The organism is Aliiroseovarius crassostreae (assembly GCF_049803815.1).
In the GTDB taxonomy this organism is placed as follows: domain Bacteria; phylum Pseudomonadota; class Alphaproteobacteria; order Rhodobacterales; family Rhodobacteraceae; genus Aliiroseovarius; species Aliiroseovarius crassostreae_A.
On record NZ_JBNAGI010000006.1, the window covers coordinates 74,312 to 93,041 of the forward strand.

Sequence of the window (18,730 nt, forward strand, 5' to 3'; positions counted from 1 at the left end):
TTTATGACAAGAAAAAGAAAGTTGCTGGAGATCAGCTGTCGCGGGGGGCTGCGGCGCGGCGCAGGCGGTCATTTATGGCACGGCCCAGACCATGATCGGGGATGGGCGAGACCGCAATTGGGGCATCCCCTGCAGCGTCGAGTTTGTGCAGCATCGCAAAGAGGTTGGCCGCCGCCTCAACAAGGTCTTCGGAGGGCGAGAGGTTGAGATCTGCCTCAACAGGACCGAACCCCAGCAGCCGCTCGCCGGGGCGGCTCTCAATGGCGTTCAACCGCATCTTGGCGTTGGGTGCGTAATGCGACATAAGCTGGCCGGGCGCGGTGATGTCGGCGGCGTCTTCGCGGCGGGCAAGCGGTTGGCGGATCGCCTGTTCCAGCGCCTCGGCCGGCAGGCCACCGGGGCGCAATAGCGCGGGGGTGGGGGTAAGGCCGACGATGGTGCTTTCCAGCCCCACGGCGCAGGGTCCGCCATCCAGCACCGCGTCGATTTTGCCCGCCAGCCCATCCATCACATGTTGCGCGGTTGAGGGGCTGATCCGGCCTGACGGGTTGGCCGAGGGCGCGGCCACAGGGCGGCCTGTTTTCTCCAGCAGCTTCTGCGCCAGGGGATGTTCCGGCACCCGGATCGCCACGGTGGGCAGGCCTGCGGAAACGAGATGCGACAGCGGACTGTTCGGCTTTAGAGGCAATACCAAAGTCAGCGGACCAGGCCAGAACGCCATGGCCAGATCACGCGCCACCCCGTCGAGAACCGCATAGTCCGACACGGCATCAATGGAGGGCAAATGCACTATCAGCGGGTTGAAACTGGGCCGGCCCTTGGCCTCGTATATCCGGGCCACGGCACGATCATTGGTGGCATCCCCGCCCAGCCCATAGACGGTTTCGGTGGGAAAAGATACCAGCCCCCCGGCGCGCAACAGCTCTGCCGCGCGGGCGATCCCGGGCGCATCCCCCGCCAGAAGCTCTGTTTCGATTGCCGCTTTCATGACGCTGCGTTTTCCTTTTGCCCTCTTTTGCACGTGGGTCACGTTCAGTATGGATTGCTCAGGCCCTTACTTACCAGCCCGAAAAGGACGGACAATGCCCTATCGCGCCACCACCGAAGATTTCCAGTTTCTGTTTGATCACGTGATCGGGTACGACCAGATCGCGGAAACGGAGCTGTTTGCCGAAGCCCCCGCCGACATGGCGCAGGCCGTTCTGACCGAGGCGGCCAAGATGTGTGAAGAGGTTTTGGCACCTCTCAACCGCAATGGCGACCTGACGCCCGCCCGGCTGGAAAACGGCGTGGTGCGCACCTCACCCGGGTTTGACGAAGGGTATAAGGCGATTGCCGAGGGCGGCTGGATCGGCATGGCGGCGGATCCGGAATATGGCGGCATGGGCCTGCCGCTGACCCTGCAAACCGCCGTGAATGACATGATGTCGGCCGCTTGCCTGTCGCTGCAGCTGTGCCCGCTGATGACGCAGGGCCAGATCGAAGCGTTGGAGCATCATGCCTCGGACGACCTCAAGAACCTCTACCTGCCCAAGCTGATCACCGGCGAATGGGCGGGCACGATGAACCTGACCGAACCGCAGGCCGGGTCGGATGTGGGCGCTTTGTCGTCGAAGGCCGAGGACAATGGCGATGGCACCTATTCGGTCACCGGCCAGAAGATTTTCATTTCCTGGGGTGACAATGACATCACTGAAAACGTCTGCCACCTGGTGCTGGCACGTCTGCCGGATGGGGCCGCTGGCACCAAGGGGATTTCTCTGTTTCTGGTGCCGAAGCTGATCCCGGATGCGGATGGCAATCCCGGCGAGCGCAACGCGCTGCGCGTGGTCAGCCTGGAACACAAGATGGGCCTGCATGGCAGCCCGACCGCTGTGATGAGCTTTGAAGGCGCCAAGGGGTGGATGGTTGGCGAACCGCATAAAGGCATGGCCGCGATGTTCACCATGATGAACAATGCCCGTATGGGGGTGGGTGTTCAGGGTTATGGTGCGGGGGAAGGCGCGTTCCAGCAGGCGCTGGATTATGCGATGGAACGCAAGCAGGGCCGCACGCCGCTGGGCGAGGATGGCAACGGCACCATTGTCGATTTTGCCGATGTGCGCCGGATGCTGACCCAGATGAAAGCGGAACTCTTTGCCGCCCGCGCCATGGCCATGTCGCTGGCGAAAGCGATTGATATGGGGCGGGCCACGGGTGACGCGGAATGGAAAGCGCGCGCCGCGCTGCTGACCCCGATCGTCAAGGCCTATGGTACGGAAACCGGGATCAACGTGTCGAACATGGGCATTCAAGTGCATGGCGGCATGGGCTTCATCGAAGAAACCGGGGCGGCGCAATATCTGCGCGACGTGCGCGTGACCGCGATTTACGAAGGCACCAATGGCATTCAGGCGATGGACCTTGTGGGCCGCAAAATGATGGACGGCGGCGAGGCTGCATTCCGTCTGCTTGATGAAATCGAAGCGCAGGCCGAAGGCGCGCGGGCTGAGTTCCCGAACATGTCCGAGGCCGTTTGGTCGGCCGCCGAAGACCTGCGCGAAACTGTCGAATGGCAGGTGGAGCAGACCGATATGCAAGACCGGTTTGCGGGCGCCGTGCCCTTCCTGATGGGCTTTGCCCGCGTGCTGGGCGCGCATTACCACCTGAAGGCCGCGATTGCCGAAGGCGGCAAGGGTCCGCGCACCGAACTCGCCCGGTTCCACATCAACCGCCTGCTGCCGGAGCATGTGGCGCAATTTGCCCAGGCCCGCGCGGGGGCCGCCGGTCTTTACGCGCTTACCCCGGATGACCTCGCTTCATGAGCGCGCCACTGACCTTCCCCTTCCCGGACATCCCCGGCGAAGGTGAGGCGGTGGAGGTGGCAAAAGGCGTGCTGTGGATGCGCCTGCCGCTGCCCATGGCACTGGATCACGTGAATGTCTTCGCCTTTGAGGACCCCGAAGGCTGGACCATTGTCGACACCGGGTTTGACACCGGAAAGACGCGGCGGATCTGGGAAAACCTGCTGGCAGGGCCCCTGGGCGGGAAACCCGTGGTGCGCGTGATTGTCACCCATCACCACCCGGATCACGTGGGGCTTGCGGGCTGGTTCCAGCGCGATATGGGGGCGGAACTGGTCACCACCCGCACGGCATGGCTGTTTTCGCGCATGTTGCTGCTCGATGAACAGATGGTGCCGGTCGATGAGACCATCGCCTATTGGCAGGCGGCAGGCATGGACCCGGAGGTGCTGGAACAGCGCAAATCTGAGCGCCCGTTCAACTATGCCGACATCGTGGCCGACATGCCGCTGGGCTTTAAGCGCATCAAAGAAGGGTCACAGATCCATTTTGGCGGGCGTGACTGGGGGGTGCATATCGGCAATGGCCACGCACCGGAACACGCGACGCTGTGGTCGACCGATGGCGAATTGGTGATCGGCGGGGATCAGCTCCTCGCGACGATCAGCCCGAACCTTGGCGTCTATGCCACCGAACCCGAAGCCGACCCGGTGGGCGATTGGTTGGAGGCCTGCGAACGCCTGTCCGCTCACGCCACCGACACGCAGCTGGTGCTGCCCGGGCACAAGCTGCCCTTCACCGGCCTGCCCACGCGGATGAAGCAATTGATCCAGAACCACCATCACGCTCTGGACCGTTTGGAAGCGTTTTTGGAAATACCCCATGTGGCAGGCGAATGTTTCCCGCCGCTGTTCAAACGCAAAATCGGGGCGGGCGAATATGGGTTGGCGCTGGTCGAGGCGGTGGGCCATTTGAACCACCTGCTGCATGACGGCCGCGTGACCCGCAGCCGCCGTGACGATGGCGCGTGGCTGTGGCAGAAGGTCTGATCAGCGGCTGGCCTCTCAGGCAAACACCTGAACGAACATATCTGTCTCGTCGCAGGACAGGGCCGGGTTGTTCCTGAACCCGGCCTTTTCCAATACATGGGCCGAGGCCGGGTTGTCATGGCCGACACCTGCAACAACCGACAGGGGGGCAAGTTCGTGCAACACATCCACCAACCCGGTGAGCATTTCAGTGGCATAGCCCTGCCCCCAATCCTGTTCGGCCAAGAGATACCCCAGATGCATCTGCGCCAGCTCATCATCGCCGGACAGATCCACCAGGATCATCAACCCGATCAACCGCCCGCTGCCTGTCTCTGGTGCGCGGATCGAGATCAGGTAAACATCACTTTCTTCGGCCCGGTGATCAATCCAGTGCGACAGAGCCGCCGGGGTGTCATCCAACTGCATCGAGGGTGGCAGGGGCGATAGAACTTTGGGCGTCAGCAACGCCTTGACACCGCGTTCAACCCATGCCCGATCAGACGGGTCGGCCAGATCATCAGCCCAATGGCGCACCGCCAATCGTGTCGTGTGAAATTCCGCAAGGCGCATACGCTGCCCTCTCCTCTGCTCCCCCAGCGATTAACCATATTCTACGCCTGCTGGCGACCCCACACAAACCCCATCACAAAATCGCGACGTGACGGCGGTAAAACGCTGTGGCACAAAGGGACCCGTGCAACGCCTTTTGTGAAGGAATGAGTGAGGATCATGACCAAAGCCCCCAATGTTCAACCGAGTTTTCAGCCCAAGAAACACGCCGCGAAATGTTCTGAAAACGCCCCGGTGGTGGTTGAGGACCAGCCGCTGCCCAAAAAGGTCGCGGAAACCCCGGTCGAACAGAAATCCCCGGCACAATGGGCTTATGAACGGCTGATCCTTTACATCAAGAATTTCGAGGAACAGCTGGACAATGAACATGAGGTGGCGATGGGGTTCACCGGCGGTGACGCAGGCGTGTTGCGCATCGAAGGCATCGGGTTTTTTGACCCCGACGTGATCACCTTCTATGGCTCGGACGAAACCGGCTCGCGCACCCAGTTGATCCAGCATGTCAGCCAGCTGTCGGTCATGCTGCGCGCCCTGCCTGTCGCGGTCGAGGCCGAAGCCCCCAAGCGGATCGGGTTCCGTCTGGCGGCTGAGTTGGAAGAAGATCAGGCAGAGGATGCGGCGGCGGAGGGGTGATCTTCACCCAATCTGCCCCAATAAAACAGCCCCTGCAGCCGCAAGACCAAGCACCCAACCAAGGCTTAGCTTCAACCGCAAGAGCAATATGCCGCAGAGCACCGTCAGCGTCAGCGCGCGTCCGTCGAGGCTGGCAATGTCGGGCGTCCAAAGGGTGAGCATTCCCCAATCGGTCCGTGTGACCTCTTGGAACAGAACATTGAGGCCGAACCAGACCGAGAGGTTCAGGATTACCCCCACCACGGCGGCGGTGATCGCGGACAAGGCCCCTTTCAGGCGGGGCTGCTCGGCGATGCGGTCGATATAGGGCGCGCCCGCAAAAATCCACAGGAAACAGGGCACGAAGGTGACCCAAAGTGTGACACTGGCGGCGGCAATGGCCATACCGAACCCCGCCTCGCGAAAGCCCGCGATAAAGCCCACGAATTGCGTGACCAGGATCAGCGGCCCCGGCGTGGTTTCCGCCAGACCCAGACTATCGAGCATCTCATCCGCCGTCAGCCAGCCAAACCCGGTGACCACATCCTGCGCCATATAGGCCAGCACCGCGTAAGCGCCACCGAACGTCACCACCGCGAGTTTTGAGAAGAAGGCGCCGATCTGCGGCAGGATGGTCTGGCCCGCAAACAGATCCAGCGCGGCCAGCGGCACCAGCCAGATCACCAGCCAGATCGCAATGGTGGCGAGTGTGTTGCGGGTTTTGTGGCGTGGCAGGTCGCTTTCTGCCACCAGGCCAGAGGCCGTCACTGCGCCATAGATCCCCGCCCCGATCACAATCAGCGGGAAAGGCAGCGACAGAAAGAAAATGCCTACAAAAGCCAGCCCCGCGAGGACCCAGCGATCCAGCCCATGAAGCGCGCGTTTGGCGACCTTCAACAGCGCTTCAAGCACAATGATCAACACCGCCGATTTCACGCCGAGAAACAGCAGGGCCACCAGCGGCAACTCGCCGTAGCTGACGTAAAGAGCCGCCAGTACAAAGATCACCGCGGCGCCGGGCAGGACAAACAGCAACCCTGCGATCAGCCCGCCGACCACTCCACGCAGCCGCCAACCGGAATAGGTGGCCAACTGCATCGCCTCGGGGCCGGGCAAGAGCATGCAAAAGCTCAGCGCATTGAGATATTGCGCTTCTGACAGCCAGCCTTCCTCCTCGACCAGCACCCTGTGCATCAGCGCAATCTGCGCGGCGGGGCCGCCAAAGGACAGGATACCGATGCGCAAAAACGCGTGAAATAGTGTCGAAAGCGATACGGGGGAGGCGGCGGCGGTGGTCATATCTGGGTCCGGCTTTGTTTGTCCACACGCCTCGCAATACCGGGCCTGATTGTCAATTGGATGTCATTCAGCTGCTGCGCGACCCGTTGGCACCACCTCATACCCCGGCTCCTCCGGTTCATCATCCACCATTTCCGGCGGGAACCCCGGCGCGCGGATGTCCAAACCGGTAGCCTCTTCCAGACGTTTGATGATATTGGGCGACAGCTCGCGGTCGCCATACCGCGCGATGCCATCGTCAAAGATCCTGATCAGCAGCGGGCTGATGTCCAGCGGCACATCATGGCGTTCGGCAATCTCCTGAAACAGGCCAATGTCCTTTTTCACCAGATCCATGGTGAAGGAAATGTCGCGCGATCCGTTCAGGATCACCTGGCTTTCGGTCTCATGGGAAAAGGAGTTGCCCGAACTGATCCTGATCGCCTCGTAAGCCGTGTTCAGATCCATGCCCGCCGCCTTGGCGGTGACCAGGGCCTCGGCGTTTGCCACCAAATGCACGGTGGCAAGGTAGTTGGTCAGCACTTTCAGAACAGACGCCGTGCCCAGATCCCCGGTGTGCAAAACGCGCCGTCCCATGATGGTGAGAAGGGGAAAGACCCGGTCAAAGGTCGCGCGATCACAACCCGCAAAGATCGAGATATTGCCGGTATCTGCCCGGTGACACCCGCCCGAGACCGGGCAATCCACCGCGGCGCCCCCGGCATCCATCACCTTGGCCCCCAGCCGTTTCACCTCGGCCTCATCGGTGGTGGACATCTCCATCCAGATCTTGCCGGGACGCACCTCTGGCAACATCTCGCGCATCACCGCATCGGACGCGGCAGGGGACGGCAAGCAGGTGATCACCGCATCGCAATCGCGCATCATCCGGGCCGGGCTTTCGGCGGCTTTGGCCCCATCGCCCACTTTTCCCGCCACAAGATCCGCCTTCAGGTCGTGAACCATCAGATCCACGCCACTGCGCAGCAGCGATCCAGAGAGCTTGCCGCCCACATTGCCCAACCCAATAAATCCGATTTTCATGTGACGCTCCATGTTTTCCCGCGGCTTTTGCCAGTGCTTCGCTTCAGAGCTTGGCAAGTACGCAGGGTTTCAACTGTTCTGTTTGCGACACGCGGTTTTTTCTTTTTCACACGCCGGCAAGCCCCCTCGACAGGTGACAGCCCCATCAAAATCCGTTAATCGGAAACTTAACACGTGATTCAAAAGAACAGGGACATGCAAAATGGCTGAACATGAAATGGGCTCGATGGACACAAGCGCGCAGGAAAAGACATATGATGGTTTTATCAAAGTCTGCGTCCGGTCTTCGATTGCAATCATCCTGTTTCTGGTGTTCCTTGCCATCGTGGGCGCATAAGCCCACCTAACATGTAATTTGGTGGGGGGTAGACATGCGGCGTATTCTGCTGGCGCTGGCACTGACCGGGGGGCTGACGGCCTGCGGCGGGGCCGATAATATCTGGGCCAGTGATGCGGCGGTCACAAAGGCCGCTTATCGCGCCGAAGGTCCCACCAAACTGACCCTTTTCACCGTGATCTCGAACCGCAGCGGGTCTGGCGCGCATTCGGCGCTGATGATCAACGGACATGAACGGGTCCTGTTTGATCCCGCCGGCACCTGGGGTCATGCCCGTATTCCCGAACGCCACGATGTGCATTACGGCATCACGCCGGGTGTCGTGGATTTCTACATCGACTACCACGCCCGCATCACCTATCGCGTGATCCGGCAAGAGATCGTGGTCAGCCCGCAGGTGGCCGAACTGGCGATCCGACTGGTCGAACAAAACGGTGCGGTGCCCAAGGCCCATTGCGCCAAATCCATTGCGGCCATCCTGCGCCGCTTACCCGGATTTGAAGACGCGCCGGACAAGTGGAATCCCAAGGCGCTCAGCAGCTATTTGGCGGCCAAACCCGGCGTCGTGGAAGAAACCTACTATGACGATGATCCGCATATGAACAATCAGATCCTGGCGACCGGCCTGCCTTTGGACGCCCTGCCTGACACCTGATCCTGACCAAGGACAAACGGCGTCTGCGGCACCTGTCTATGGCAGCCAATACGTCGGTTTGTGGTTAAATTCACGCCGCCTGCAATGGGGATCGCTTAAACCAATATCTCTTCTGAGATGATCTGGCAGATCATCCGCATCCCGTCGGCGGCTGCGCCATTTACGCATGCGCCCAGAGAGCCTCGCGATAAGGGGTTTATATGACACGCCATCATGTGGCTTTGTCGTGGTTTTCATTATAACATCCATCTCAGCCTCCTAACGCGTGTTTAGACTGTGTAGATGGAGCATTTTCCAAGTGTTGACCAATCAATGTCGCACACCAAGGCATAAGGAGTTTTGATGGATGCCCAAACGCAATCTTCCCCCGCTGGCTGCGGTGCGTGTGTTTGAAGCCGCCGCCCGTCATCAAAACTTCACCCTCGCAGCGAGCGAGTTGGGCATGACACAGGCCGCAGTGAGTTATCAGATCAAACTATTGGAAGACCGGATCGGCGCACCGCTCTTTCATCGACAGGTCCGGGGGGTCACACTTTCTGAAATCGGCGCAGGCTTCTTGCCCGATACCTCCCGCGCTCTGGATCTGCTGGCAGATGCCTATTCCAAGGCACAAGGCCAGACGCAGGAAACCCTGTCGATCAGCGTCTTGCCCACTTTTGCGGTGAACATCCTGGGGCTGCGCCTTGCGGATTTTCAACAGGCCCATCCAGAAATTTCGGTGCGCATGGAGATCAGTGAGCAGATTGTGGATCTGGAAAATGGCGGGTTCGACATGGCCATCCGCGCTGGCAAAGGCGGGTGGGAAGGGGTGCGCCAGCATCTGCTTTTAAGGCATTGCTTCACCCCCCTGCTCAGCCCCAACCTGCTCAATGGCGCAGCACCGCTCAAAACACCATCCGACATCCTGAAGCTGCCCATTCTGGACCCAACCGATCCGTGGTGGGATGTCTGGCTGTCTGAGGCGGGGGTGACCGGGCAGGCAAAACCCATCACCCCCATTGGCAAATTCGGATCACAAGTGGTCGAGGGGCAGGCCGCAATTGCCGGGAAAGGGGTCGCCATTCTCACCCCGGCCTTTTTCGCAAACGCCCTGAGCAGCGGCGAGTTGGTGCAACCCTTTGATTTGGTGGGATCAGATGACAACGCCTATTGGCTGGTCTACCCTGACCATCGGCGCAACGCGCGCAAGATCCAGGTGTTTCGCAGATGGATTGAAGCCGCGATGAAAGAGCTGAACACATGCGAGGGTATTCCGCCCAAAAGCGGTCCGCCCGATGTCTAACGGGCCACGTTATCCCAGCAGGTAGATCATCCCGTAAAGCGTGGCCGCCCCGCACAGGATCGCCGCAAGGACGTTTTTACCGAAATACCCGACACTCAGCGTGACCAAGGCGGCCGCAAGTCGCGCCGGGTCGGTCGTGCCGCCGGTGGCTTCGGGCCAAAAGACCAATGGCGCCACCAGGCCCGGCAGCACCGCCACGGGTGTATAGCGCAAATGCCGCAGCACCCAATCGGGCATCGGGCGGTCGCCAATCAGACCCAGAAAACTGAACCGGATCAGGAAGCTGCCAATGGCCATGCCGATGATGATCACCCAAATTGACAGGTGCGAATAGCTCATGCTTGCGCCCCCCGATCTGCCCGCCGCGCCATCCACAATTCAACCTGCGCACCAACAATCATCGCAAGCGTCGCCGCCACCAGAAGTCCCGTGCCATAGGGCATCCAGGCCATCAGAAGCGCCACGATGATCGAGGTCACGGCCGCCGCGATATGCGCAAGCGTGCGCAGCGCCGGGGCGATCATCGCGATAAAGGTGATCGGCAGGGCAAAATCCAGCGCAAATTCCGGCGGGATTTGCGTTCCGGCCACCGCCCCAACATAGGTCAGCACGTACCAAAACGGCGCAATTGGCACTACGGTCCCAAGGTAATAGGCAAACCGCGCAGAGCCGGACAATTCAGGCTCCATCTCGAACTTGATCTGCGACAGCGTATAGGCCTGATCCACCATGAAATACGCCACCAGCCCGCGTTTCCACATGGGGGCCTTGCCAAGATAAGGTGTCAGGGATGCGGAATACATCGCCATACGCAGGTTGACCGCAAGTGCCGTGAGGATGACAATCAGCGTCGGGGCGTTTTCGCTCATCACCTGCAGGGCGGCAAACTGCGACGCCCCCGCGATGACCAGAACGGAAAACCCCATGATCTCGGCCAGGTTCAACCCGGCCTCGGCCCCGACCACACCAAAGAGCAGCGCAAATGGCCCCACCACAAGGATGAAGGGCAGCGCGTCGCGCGCTCCGCGCAGAAAGGCGGTTTTGGGGGTGACAGGTTTGCTCATCAGCCCCTAAATTGCCGATAACCCTCTGAGGGGCAAGAGCAAGAATGGCCCCGGCACCTTTCCGCGGGCTTTGCAAGGACGCAATATGTCACAAATTGACCCGACCAAGGATTACATTATCGCCCCGGATCCCACTGCCGCCCGCCTGACCCGCGCGGTGATCGGGCAGGATGAGCATGGGAATGAGGTCACCGCCAATGTGGTAGAAGAACGCCCACTGACCATCTTTCTCAACAGCCGCGAAATTGTGACTGCCATGACCATTGGCGATTATCCCGATTACTTGGCGATGGGGTTTTTGCGCAATCAGGGGATGTTGCGCGACGACGATCAAGTCACCGGCGTCGAGTATGACGAGGATCTGGACATCGTCGTGGTGCGCACCGCGATGGAAACCGATTTCGAGGACAAGCTGGCGCGCAAAACCCGCACCTCGGGCTGCGCGGTGGGCACGGTCTTTGGCGACATGATGGAGGGGTTGGAGGGGCTGACCCTGCCCAAGACCGAACTGCGCACCTCCTGGCTTTATACGCTCGCCAACAAGATCAACCGCACCCCATCGCTGTATCTGGAAGCGGGCGCCATCCACGGCACCGTGTTGTGTCAGGAAGACCGACCACTGGTCTACATGGAGGATGTCGGACGGCATAATGCGGTCGACAAAGTGGCGGGCTGGATGCGGGCGGAGGGCGTCGCGGGCGCGGACAAGATCCTGTATACCACCGGACGCTTGACCTCCGAGATGGTGATCAAGACCGCACAGATGGGCATCCCCGCCCTGGTGTCCCGCTCTGGCTTCACCGCCTGGGGGGTCGAGATTGCACAAGAGATCGGCCTGACCCTGATCGGCCGGATGCGCGGCCAGCGGTTCACTTGCCTCTCCGGCGCCGACCGATTGATCCGCGACATGGACCCAGCCCACGCCGCCCCGGACGAAAAGAAACACCGCCGGAAGGGAAGCACATGACCCCGCACCGCACACCCATTTTCTTCGAAGAAAATGCCTCGGAAAATTGCAATTTTCCGCCCCCCAGCCGAAAGGCCACCTCATGAAACTCTACGGTGTGATCCTGGCAGGCGGGTTGGCCACCCGGATGGGCGGCAGTGAGGATCAGCAATTGGACAAAGGACGGCTGACCCTGGGCGGCTCAACGCTTCTGGATCATGTGATCCATCGTCTGGCCCCGCAGGTGGACCGCATGGCGCTGAACGCCAATGGCGACGCCGCCCGCTTTGCCGATACCGGCCTGCCCATCCTGCCCGACAGCATCGACGGCTTCGCGGGCCCGCTTGCAGGCGTGCTCGCGGGGATGGACTGGGCCGCAGGCGAGGGTGCAACCCATATCCTGACCGCCGCCGCCGACACGCCGTTTTTCCCAACCGATCTGGCGTCCCGCCTTACCTGCGCCTCCGAAGCCGAGGGCTCCCCCATCGCGCTGGCCGCCACCCATGACCCGGACCGGAGCGCGATGCGCCAGCCCACCTTTGGCCTCTGGCCGGTCGCCCTGCGCGAGGATCTGCGCACGGCGTTGACGGGCGGGTTGCGCAAGGTGGTGCTGTGGACGGACCAACACGGCGCGGCCCTGGCCCCCTATGCCCCGGACCCGTTTGATCCGTTTTTCAACGTCAACACACCGGACGATCTGGCAACCGCCGAAACGCTTCTGAAAGGAGCCCGCTGATATGGCCCGCATCTTTGGCATCACCGGCTGGAAGAACTCCGGCAAAACCGGGTTGGTGGAGCGGCTGGTGGCAGAGTTCACCGCGCGCGGGCTGGTGGTCTCGACCATCAAACACACCCATCACGGCGTGGATCTGGAACAGCCCGGAACGGACACCCATCGCCACCGCATCGCGGGCGCGCAAGAGGTTTTGCTGGTCAGCGACACCCGCATTGCCCAGCTGCACGAGCTTAGGGACACCCCCAAACCTGATCTCGACGCGCTTTTGAAACGCCTGCAGCCTTGCGATCTTGTGCTGGTCGAAGGGTTCAAATCGGCGGGCCATCCCAAGATCGAAGCCTGCCGCACTGAGACCGGCCAGCCGTTGATCGCGCGCGAAAACACAACCGTGCGCGCCGTGGCCGCCGACCACACACCCACCAACCTGCCCTGCCCGCTGTTTGATCTGGATGACACCATGGCGATTGCCGACTTCATCGCTGAAGAGACCGGTATCACCCCACGTCCGACACCGCAAACCATTGGGAAAACCACGGGCCTGAAAAACGACTGTTTCGCCCTGCCCCCCGGCGTGCATTGGACCCCGGTGGACGAGGCGCTGACCACGTTGCGAGATCGCCTTTCCCCGGTGACAGGCGTAGAAACCGTCCCCACCGATCAGGCGCGCGGTCGTATTCTGGCCCGAGACCATATGGCGATGCGGGCCAATCCTCCGGGGGCCAATTCCGCTGTGGATGGCTATGGATTTGCCCATGCAGGCCTTCCCGCAGGCACCCCGATCACCCTGCCCCTTCTGGACGGGCGGGCCGCTGCGGGCGGGCCGTATCAGGGCTCTGTGCCCGCGGGTCACGCAATCCGCATCCTGACCGGCGCGCTGTTGCCCGACGGGGTAGATACCGTTGTGCTGCAAGAAGATGTGACGCTGGGCGACGGCACTGTCAGCTTCCCTTCTGCCCCCAAGCCCGGCGCCAATGCCCGCGCGGCAGGCGAGGATGTGGATGCCGGAGAACTGGCGCTGCCGATGGGCCACAAGCTGCGCGCACCGGATATCGCGCTGTTGTCTGCCTTGGGGCTGGCCGAGGTTGAAACCCGCAAAATGCTCCGTGTCGGCGTGCTGTCGACCGGGGACGAGCTTGCCGCACCGGGCAGCACGATGGACGTGGCGCGCACCTTTGATGCCAATCGACCGATGCTGCTGACGTTGGCAGAAACCTGGGGCTATACGCCCGTTGATCTGGGCCATGTGGCCGATGATCGCAACGCGTTGCGCGCGGCCTTTGATGAAGGGGCCAAGAAGGCCGATGTGATCCTGACCTCCGGCGGGGCGTCGGCGGGGGACGAGGATCACGTCTCGGCCCTGCTCAAGGACAACGGGTCACTGCATCATTGGCGCATTGCGATCAAACCGGGGCGGCCGCTGGCGCTGGCACAATGGCCCAACAAAACGGGTCATGCCACGCCCGTCTTTGGCCTGCCCGGAAACCCGGTCGCGGCCCTTGTCACCACGCTGATCTTCGCCCGCCCGGCCTTTTCGGTACTGGCCGGGGGCGATTGGCTGGACCCCACACCCATGACCCTGCCCGCCGCGTTTTCGAAAAAGAAAAAAGCAGGCCGCCGCGAATACCTGCGCGCCCGCATTGGAGAGGATGGCCGGGTGGAAGCGTTCAAATCCGAAGGATCGGGCCGCATTTCGGGGCTGGCCTGGGCCACAGGCCTTGTGGAACTGCCCGATGAGGCGCAAGACATCACCCCTGGCGATCCGGTGCGCTTCCTGCCTTATGCGGGGTTTGGGTTGGTTTAAACCTCACCCCTTTGGCATTGCGCGCTTGAGAAATGGTCTTTGCTACGACTATGCGGATAGCGTGCCATTTCGCTGCGGCTATGCCAATGGCTTCTTCAGGAAATGAGGGGGTAAAAAAGGTCGTTTTCGTTTGCGACAGAAACGGTTGCATTTTGGCCGCGCCGCGCGACCTCCAGGCGTTGAAACCGGAGGCCGCAAACGTACCCAATGGACAGGAAGCCGATTGGGCTAGAGGCCTAAGCCTGTAGCAATGGCGTCAATGAGTTGGCCGTGAACAGCGGCCCGGTCTGCCCCTTCGGGATCGGTGCAGATCGGATCATCACCTTCCTCTTGAAGAAGTTCCGCTGCACGCGGCTTACATGTGCCCAAAAAAGTGAAATGTTTGGCTGGGGCAATCTCGATGTAAGTCGCATCAAGCAGCCGGTTTGCGAGGTTGTTTCCGTCCGGCCCAACATCGGCTGCGGCTAAACGATCTGTATCGCCAAGGTTGATGAGCGTCATTCCAGCAAGCGCGTTTTCAAGGCTATCGGGGACGACGGAGCCTCCGAACCCAGGGTCAACGACCACGGCCTTTGTGATACGCGGATCCCGCGTATCCGCCGCGTATCCGGGATGGTCTGCAAACCGCACCCCCCCGAGCCGGAAGAACACGCAGTCAGCGGCATCGGGTCCCGTTGTACAGTTCGCATCCTGAACCGAGCCATCGAAGCGAACACCGGCAAGGCCAAGCGCGGTCGTACCACCCAAGGAAAAACCGATGGCGCCGATTTGATCCTGATCGATGAAGGGCGCGAAAGCAGGGTCCGAAAGCAGCATGTCGAGCGCGGCTGACAGATCATTCGCCCGCGCTTCAAGATCGACGGACCGGCGAGGAGAGCTGTCCCCGCTGGTGGATCCGGGGTGATTGACGGCCAGCACGATGGCGCCCCGCGCCACAAGTCCGCTGGTCAGCCAGCCGAGACTATCTGAATTGCCCCCTGATCCATGCGACAGCAGCACAAGCGGGTGCTCTCCCTCGGCAACGGCAGGACCAACGAAGGCGAAGGTGGGATCGAAGATCGGACCATCCCCTACCGGGGCCCGGTAAGTCGGGTTCGCCGCTGGATACCAGATCGAGGCAGCGACGGGCCGGGCCCGGTGATCAGCCATCAGGTCGAACCGGTCATAGCCCGGAAGCATGTCCGCCGCTGCAGGTGCAACATGGGACAGCGCAAGAATTGAGAGAAGAGCAAGACGTTTCATGGGAACCTCCGTTTTGAACGCTGCCCAACGGATGCGAGAAAACGGACGTCCTCGCGTCCTTTTTTCGGGATTCAGGTCGTCATGATCCGGTTTTCGGACGATACTCGCGCTATGCCCATGCTTCCGATCCCTGCCTTCGTCGCCCTTGTTCTTGGCTATCTTGCCATACGCACCTTCCTGTCCAGGGGGCGGCCGCTCCTTGTGACGTTCCTTGTCGCCTGCGCTGTGCAGTCCTCGCTTGTCACATTTGTTGGGGGGTATGGCGTTGAATGGCTGCGACCTGTCTTACCGGTCAGCGCCACACTCGTTCCGTCACTGGCGTGGGTCACGTTTCAGGATGCGCTGGTCAGCCGTCTGTCCCTGCGTGCGATGGCTGTCCACCTTGCGGCTCCGGCGTTCACGCTATTCTGCCGGATTTTTGCGCCCGAAACGACCGATGTCATCATACCGCTTGTTTTTGCAGGCTATGGGTGCGCGATCCTTTTTCAGTTGCGCGGTGCATCTGATATGCCACTGGCGCGTTTGGATGCCGGGCATATTCCGGCAGTGATTTGGCAGGTCCTCGGATGGGCCCTGATAGCCTCGGCTGTCAGCGATGTTCTGATTGCCGTGGCATTTGCCACCGGGAACGCAGGGTGGACCGGCTGGATGATCACGGCGTCCTCGTCGCTTGTGCTGCTCCTGGTCGGAATGCTCAGCGGCAGCCCCTCTGCATCCGGCACCGAAGGCGATGAGGGGCGGGTTGCTCCTGCTCCCGCGCCGCAAACCAGTCAGGAAGATGTCAAGATTATCGCGAAACTGGAAGATTTCCTGAAGCGAGAGCCGATGCACCTTGATCCCAATCTGACGCTTGCACGGCTTGCCCGCCGTTTGCACCTGCCAGAAAAGCGGCTGTCCATGGCGGTCAATCGCTCGACCGGAAGAAATGTATCCCGGTACATCAATTCCTGGCGCATCCGTCATGCCTGCGAACAGATCGAGAATGGCATGAGCGTGACCGAGGCGATGCTGGAAAGCGGCTTCAACACGAAATCCAATTTCAATCGGGAGTTCCTGCGAGAGACAGGTGTTGCCCCAAGCAAATGGCCGAAAGCGGTGCAACCGTCCCCAAATGTAACCTCAATCGAGACCAGGAAAAACGCGCTTTAGGGTGGTGCCAGGCCGGATACAAACCCTTGGCAAACCTGACTGAGAATCTGTCACGTTTTTGGCTGCACCTCACCAATGCAGTCATTCTTGCGAAGCGCAGCATCGGTCAAGACGGGCCAAATCGTGGCCTGGGTCAACCGCACCTCAAATCCGTGTCTTCCGCAGAAGATACAGCCATCACTCGCCGTGGCGCAGCAGGCGTTGTTTTTGGCGGCCCCAATCGCGCTTGGCTTCGGTGGCGCGTTTGTCATGGGCTTTCTTACCCTTGGCGATGCCGATTTTCACCTTCACCAGGCCCTTGTGATTGAAATACATGACCATCGGCACAAGGGTCATCCCCTCGCGCTGGGTGGCTTTCCACATCCGGGCAATCTCGCGCTTCGACGCCAGAAGCTTGCGCTTGCGCCGCTCTTGGTGCCCCCAGGTGATGGCCTGTTTGTAAGGCGCGATATAGGCGTTGGTCAGGTAAAGCTCGCCTTCCTCAACAGCCGCATAGCTTTCGGCAATGTTTGACCCACCGGTCCTGAGGGATTTCACCTCGGACCCTTGCAGGACAATCCCGCATTCGATGTCATCCTCGATCGCATAATCATACCGCGCGCGGCGGTTTTCAGCGATCACCTTGTAGTTGCCATCTTCTTTTACAGGTTTTTTCTTAGCCATAAAGCGGATGTAGGCGCTGGCGCGCGCAGTGTCTAGCCCTCGGGCCCGTCCTGTGGCTGATCAATGCTGGCAATCCACGGTTTGATATCCACCACCGGGGTGCCATCGAAACAGTCAATTGCATCAATACCAATCCGCGCGCCTTCGATAGACGTAATCCTGACCGTGGCCAAGGCAATCGGGTTGGGCCGCACCGGCGAGCGCAGGGAAAACACGCCGCGCGTCCCATCGGTGTGGCGCGGGTTTTGCACAATCAAATCTCGCCGCCCGCGATCCATCCAATACATCACGACAATGTCGCGCCCGACCTCCAGCCCCGTCAGCCCCTGCAGGTAGCGCGGGTCCAGCTCAATGGCGAACGCCCCACCCCGCTCGCGCGCGCCAGAGATATTGCCCGGCGCCGTACCCTTTTCCCACGGGCTGCGCACGCGGCCAATGAAGGCCACCGAGGGGCCGGGCTCATCTGCCGGGTCAAACGGCAGGGCAATTTCTCCGTCGCGGATATCGGACATGGGGGCTCTCCTAAAATTTTCCCTGCACATTGGCATGAGACGCGGGCGAGGAACAGGCGACGGTTGGCCTTAGGTCACATCCCCAAACAAAAAAAGGCGCCCCGGTTGGAGCGCCTTTTCGCAGTATCTTCACCAGGTCAGTTGATCAGGCCCGCGTGGCGCATCGCGGCGTCCAGCGCGGATTTGGTCTCATCCATCAGCCCCACCAGCGGCGAGCGCACTTCGTCCGAGCACAGGCCCAGTTTCGACAGCGCATATTTTGCCCCGCAGGTGCCCGGCTCCATGAAGATCGCCTGATGCAGCGGCATCAGCTTGTCGGCAATTTCCAGCGCCCGACCAAAATCACCATCCAGCGTCGCGGCCTGCATCTCGGCACACAGGCGCGGGGCGACGTTGGCGGTCACGGAAATGCACCCCTGCCCGCCTTGCGCGTTGAACCCGTGGGCCGTGGCGTCTTCGCCCGACAGTTGGACAAAATCTTTGCCGCAGGTGATCCGCTGGGCGGAGACGCGGGCCAGATCGCCGGTGGCGTCTTTCACGCCGATGATGTTTTTGTGCTTGGCCAGCTCGCCCATGGTGGCCGGGGTCATATCGACCACCGAGCGCCCCGGGATATTGTAGATCACGATCGGCAGGTCCACCGCATCCGCCACGGTGCGGAAGTGATGGATCAGCCCGCGCTGGGTCGGCTTGTTGTAATAAGGCGTCACCACCAGACCAGCCGCCGCACCCACACGCTCGGCATGTTCCATGAAGCGCAGGGTTTCAACGGTGTTGTTTGACCCGGCACCGGCAATCACCGGCACACGGCCCGCGGCGGCCTCAACCGTCACCTCGATCACGGCCTCATGCTCTTCGTGGGACAACGTGGGGCTTTCGCCCGTGGTGCCCACCGGCACCAGCCCGTTGGATCCTTCGTCGATCTGCCAGTTGACCAGACGTTTGAGCGCGTCAAAATCCACTGCGCCGTCCTTGAACGGCGTGACCAGGGCAGGAAGACTTCCTTTGAACATGACACGCTCCTT

The 18,730-nt window shown here is 61.2% G+C and carries 20 protein-coding genes; 10 read left to right on the plus strand and 10 right to left on the minus strand.

All coding sequences use genetic code 11. From position 1 onward, the window contains the following. Positions 1-31: 31 nt before the first annotated feature. Positions 32-988, minus strand: a complete 957-nt coding sequence (locus tag ACP15V_RS14710) for an L-threonylcarbamoyladenylate synthase (RefSeq protein ID WP_424944475.1) — start codon at positions 986-988, stop codon at positions 32-34. A 94-nt stretch (positions 989-1,082) separates the two neighbouring features. Here ACP15V_RS14710 and ACP15V_RS14715 point away from each other — a divergent pair, with 94 nt between their 5' ends. Both ACP15V_RS14715 and ACP15V_RS14720 read left to right on the plus strand, forming a co-directional pair. Next, the gene (locus tag ACP15V_RS14715; protein ID WP_424944476.1) at positions 1,083-2,804 is read left to right on the plus strand and encodes an acyl-CoA dehydrogenase; all 1,722 of its coding nucleotides are present in this window, start codon (positions 1,083-1,085) and stop codon (positions 2,802-2,804) included. Next, entirely contained in the window at positions 2,801-3,832 is a 1,032-nt protein-coding gene (locus ACP15V_RS14720; RefSeq protein ID WP_424944477.1) for an MBL fold metallo-hydrolase, read from the plus strand. The genes ACP15V_RS14715 and ACP15V_RS14720 overlap by 4 nt, the downstream gene beginning before the upstream one ends. A 15-nt stretch (positions 3,833-3,847) precedes the next feature. Here ACP15V_RS14720 and ACP15V_RS14725 read toward each other — a convergent pair whose 3' ends face one another. After that, positions 3,848-4,384: a GNAT family N-acetyltransferase gene (locus tag ACP15V_RS14725; protein WP_424944478.1), complete on the minus strand. Its 537-nt coding sequence runs from the start codon at positions 4,382-4,384 to the stop codon at positions 3,848-3,850. A gap of 159 nt (positions 4,385-4,543) precedes the next feature. Between ACP15V_RS14725 and ACP15V_RS14730 the strand changes: the two genes are divergently transcribed. After that, positions 4,544-5,017 (plus strand): DUF6173 family protein, encoded by a 474-nt coding sequence (locus ACP15V_RS14730; protein ID WP_424944479.1) that lies wholly within the window; start codon positions 4,544-4,546, stop codon positions 5,015-5,017. Positions 5,018-5,020: 3 nt separating this feature from the next. On the opposite strand, the gene chrA is transcribed toward ACP15V_RS14730, so the two are convergent. Together chrA and ACP15V_RS14740 are read right to left on the minus strand one after the other, a co-directional pair. Continuing rightward, positions 5,021-6,295, minus strand: coding sequence for a chromate efflux transporter (gene chrA, locus ACP15V_RS14735; protein ID WP_424944480.1), 1,275 nt, complete (start codon positions 6,293-6,295; stop codon positions 5,021-5,023). Between the two features lie 63 nt (positions 6,296-6,358). Next, positions 6,359-7,318 carry an NAD(P)-dependent oxidoreductase gene (locus ACP15V_RS14740; RefSeq protein WP_424944481.1) on the minus strand — a complete coding sequence of 320 codons (960 nt, stop codon included), beginning with the start codon at positions 7,316-7,318 and terminating at the stop codon, positions 6,359-6,361. A 202-nt stretch (positions 7,319-7,520) separates the two neighbouring features. Between ACP15V_RS14740 and ACP15V_RS14745 the strand changes: the two genes are divergently transcribed. The 3 genes from ACP15V_RS14745 (at position 7,521) to ACP15V_RS14755 (ending at position 9,592) form a co-directional block, all read left to right on the plus strand. Next, positions 7,521-7,655, plus strand: a complete 135-nt coding sequence (locus tag ACP15V_RS14745; RefSeq protein WP_424944482.1) for an aa3-type cytochrome c oxidase subunit IV — start codon at positions 7,521-7,523, stop codon at positions 7,653-7,655. Between the two features lie 34 nt (positions 7,656-7,689). After that, complete coding sequence (locus ACP15V_RS14750; RefSeq protein WP_424944483.1) at positions 7,690-8,310, plus strand: hypothetical protein; 621 nt, start codon at positions 7,690-7,692, stop codon at positions 8,308-8,310. A gap of 346 nt (positions 8,311-8,656) precedes the next feature. Next, a complete protein-coding gene (locus tag ACP15V_RS14755; protein WP_424944484.1) occupies positions 8,657-9,592 on the plus strand; it encodes a LysR substrate-binding domain-containing protein in 936 nt (311 codons plus the stop codon). A 9-nt stretch (positions 9,593-9,601) separates the two neighbouring features. Here ACP15V_RS14755 and ACP15V_RS14760 read toward each other — a convergent pair whose 3' ends face one another. Beyond that, complete coding sequence (locus ACP15V_RS14760; RefSeq protein ID WP_424944485.1) at positions 9,602-9,931, minus strand: AzlD domain-containing protein; 330 nt, start codon at positions 9,929-9,931, stop codon at positions 9,602-9,604. Beyond that, a complete protein-coding gene (locus ACP15V_RS14765; RefSeq protein ID WP_424944486.1) occupies positions 9,928-10,656 on the minus strand; it encodes an AzlC family ABC transporter permease in 729 nt (242 codons plus the stop codon). The genes ACP15V_RS14760 and ACP15V_RS14765 overlap by 4 nt, the downstream gene beginning before the upstream one ends. 85 nt (positions 10,657-10,741) lie before the next feature. On the opposite strand from ACP15V_RS14765, the gene ACP15V_RS14770 reads away from it, so the two are divergent. The 3 genes from ACP15V_RS14770 to ACP15V_RS14780 all read left to right on the plus strand — a co-directional run bounded on the left by ACP15V_RS14770 (position 10,742) and on the right by ACP15V_RS14780 (position 14,139). Next, on the plus strand, positions 10,742-11,623 hold the full coding sequence (locus tag ACP15V_RS14770; protein ID WP_424944487.1) for a formate dehydrogenase accessory sulfurtransferase FdhD: 882 nt from the start codon (positions 10,742-10,744) through the stop codon (positions 11,621-11,623). Between the two features lie 82 nt (positions 11,624-11,705). Continuing rightward, on the plus strand, positions 11,706-12,338 hold the full coding sequence (gene mobA, locus ACP15V_RS14775; protein WP_424944488.1) for a molybdenum cofactor guanylyltransferase MobA: 633 nt from the start codon (positions 11,706-11,708) through the stop codon (positions 12,336-12,338). 1 nt (position 12,339) lies between these two features. Next, entirely contained in the window at positions 12,340-14,139 is a 1,800-nt protein-coding gene (locus ACP15V_RS14780) for a bifunctional molybdopterin-guanine dinucleotide biosynthesis adaptor protein MobB/molybdopterin molybdotransferase MoeA (protein ID WP_424944489.1), read from the plus strand. Positions 14,140-14,367: 228 nt separating this feature from the next. On the opposite strand, the gene ACP15V_RS14785 is transcribed toward ACP15V_RS14780, so the two are convergent. Continuing rightward, positions 14,368-15,381: an alpha/beta hydrolase family protein gene (locus ACP15V_RS14785; protein WP_424944490.1), complete on the minus strand. Its 1,014-nt coding sequence runs from the start codon at positions 15,379-15,381 to the stop codon at positions 14,368-14,370. Positions 15,382-15,462: 81 nt separating this feature from the next. Between ACP15V_RS14785 and ACP15V_RS14790 the strand changes: the two genes are divergently transcribed. Next, positions 15,463-16,530 (plus strand): helix-turn-helix domain-containing protein, encoded by a 1,068-nt coding sequence (locus ACP15V_RS14790; protein WP_424944491.1) that lies wholly within the window; start codon positions 15,463-15,465, stop codon positions 16,528-16,530. Between the two features lie 177 nt (positions 16,531-16,707). On the opposite strand, the gene smpB is transcribed toward ACP15V_RS14790, so the two are convergent. The 3 genes from smpB to dapA form a co-directional block, all read right to left on the minus strand. Continuing rightward, entirely contained in the window at positions 16,708-17,193 is a 486-nt protein-coding gene (gene smpB / locus ACP15V_RS14795) for an SsrA-binding protein SmpB (RefSeq protein WP_424944492.1), read from the minus strand. A 32-nt stretch (positions 17,194-17,225) separates the two neighbouring features. Beyond that, positions 17,226-17,705, minus strand: coding sequence for a tRNA (N6-threonylcarbamoyladenosine(37)-N6)-methyltransferase TrmO (gene tsaA, locus ACP15V_RS14800; protein WP_424944493.1), 480 nt, complete (start codon positions 17,703-17,705; stop codon positions 17,226-17,228). A 137-nt stretch (positions 17,706-17,842) separates the two neighbouring features. Beyond that, on the minus strand, positions 17,843-18,718 hold the full coding sequence (dapA, locus tag ACP15V_RS14805) for a 4-hydroxy-tetrahydrodipicolinate synthase (protein WP_424944494.1): 876 nt from the start codon (positions 18,716-18,718) through the stop codon (positions 17,843-17,845). Positions 18,719-18,730 lie beyond the last annotated feature (12 nt).